This window comes from Moraxella sp. TY6 (genome assembly GCF_048551375.1).
Classification (GTDB): Bacteria; Pseudomonadota; Gammaproteobacteria; order Pseudomonadales; family Moraxellaceae; genus Faucicola.
In genome coordinates this window covers 1-1,092 of sequence record NZ_JBLYZJ010000034.1, presented here as the reverse complement: position 1 = coordinate 1,092, position 1,092 = coordinate 1, and the positions used below count along the sequence as shown (strand labels likewise).

The 1,092-nt window shown below is 47.3% G+C and carries 1 protein-coding gene; it reads left to right on the top strand.

The window, feature by feature from the left end:
- The coding region (locus tag ACK1U4_RS12030) for a hypothetical protein (protein WP_419421675.1) at positions 1 to 1,092 on the top strand (1,092 nt) is incomplete at both ends.

The following is a 1,092-nucleotide window of genomic DNA, read 5'->3' as shown; positions in this document are numbered from 1 at the left end:
TCCAAGTCAACCAGAAAGCCCAACCAATCCACCAAAAGACCCAGTACCAACTGACCCAAGTCAACCGATTAGTCCAAGTAACCCACCCGTTGACACCACAGGTGACCAACCAATCATTAGCATTGAAGCGACAGACCCTGTTGCCATTGAAGGAAGTCGTAATTCTGCAACTGACAAAGATGGACAACTGGTCTTTACCGTTCGTAGTGCGAACACAATTGAACCGGGTATGACAGTCACTGCTAAAGTGAGCGTAGACCCAGCAAGCATTGTGAAAGTAGAAGATATAGAAAAAGTCTTGGTTGATGGTCAAGAAGTACCAGTGGCTGACTTCTTTGGTGCAGGCGTACCTGTGACCTTAACAGGTGACAAAAAACCTGTCATCACCGTCATTGCCAAAGATGATAACTTCCCAGAAACCAGCGAAGCAATGACCGTTAAACTGACTGATGTACAAAATGCAAACGTTGGTACAGGCACTGCTCAAGGCGTTATCTATGACGAACCTGCGTTAACTGACCCAACGCAACCAGAAGGTCCAAATAACCCACCCAAAGAGCCAGTACCAACTGACCCAAGTCAACCGATTAGCCCAAGCAATCCACCGACTAACACCAGAGGTGACCAACCTGTCATCAATATCAAAGCAACTGACCCTGTTGCCATTGAAGGAAGCACCAATCCTGCGACTGACAAAGACGGGCAAATGACCTTTACCGTTAGCACAGTTGCCACGATTCCAGCAGGCATTACCGTGACTGCCAATGTCAGTGCAGACCCAGCGAGCGTTGTAAAAGCAGAAGACGTAGAAAAAGTCTTGGTTGATGGTAAAGAAGTATCAGTGACTGACTTCTTTGGTGCAGGCGTGCCTGTTAGCCTAACAGGCGACAGCAAACCTGTGATTACTGTGATTGCCAAAGATGACAACTTACCAGAAACCAGCGAAGCCTTGACGGTTAAACTCAGTAACGTACAAAATGCAGACATGGGCATTGATAACGCCAATGGCGTGATTTATGACGAACCTGCGTTGACTGACCCAACACAACCAGAAGGTCCAAACAATCCACCTAAAGAGCCAGTACCAACTGA